Source organism: Cupriavidus sp. GA3-3, assembly GCF_000389805.1.
Lineage (GTDB): Bacteria > Pseudomonadota > Gammaproteobacteria > Burkholderiales > Burkholderiaceae > Cupriavidus > Cupriavidus necator_D.
In genome coordinates this window covers 1-662 of sequence record NZ_KB944500.1, presented here as the reverse complement: position 1 = coordinate 662, position 662 = coordinate 1, and the positions used below count along the sequence as shown (strand labels likewise).

Annotated in this window: 1 pseudogene; it reads left to right on the top strand. The window is 72.7% G+C overall.

From position 1 onward, the window contains the following. Positions 1–662: pseudogene (locus C265_RS32605) on the top strand (cell division protein FtsK); the annotation flags it as partial.

Here is a 662-nt window from a genome sequence, read left to right as displayed (position 1 = left end):
GCGCCGCGTCCGGCCCAGCCGGCGGCGCGCAGGCCGGCCCCGACCGCAGCCCCTTCACCGGCTCCGGCGCCGCGGCCGGCGCAGTCCCTGCGCGGCACGGTCGTCAGCAGCCCGTTCCGCCAGCCGCAGCCGCTGGTGCGTTCGGCGATTACGACGCTGCCCGAGGCTTCCGGCAAGAGCATCGCCGCGGCCGCTGCTTCAGTCACCGTAGCTGCCGCCGTATCCGCGCCGGCCGAAGCCGCCGCCGCTGCGCCGGCGCCCACTGGCGCCACGCAAGCCGTGGCCGCTCCCGCGCAGCCGGTTACCAGCCCGGAAGCTGAGGTAGTGGCAGTGCCCGAAGCGCCTGCCATGGAACCAGTGTCCGCAGGCACCGATATCGTTGGCGATATTGCGCCGGAAGCCGTGCCGGCCGAAGCCGACGAAGCCACGCTTGCCGCGATCCGGCAGGAAGCCCTTGACCTGCTGGCCGAGTTGCAGGCACTGGCCGGCAAGCCGGTAGTGCCGCAAGCGGCTGCGCCGCAACCGCAACAACTGGACGCGGCTGTGCCGGATTCGGCGCCGGACATTGCCGGCGACGCAGAACCGCAAGCACTGGCTACTGTCACCCTGCCAGCCGAAGCCGAAGCCGAAGCCGAAGCCGAAGCCGAAGCCGAAGCCGAAGC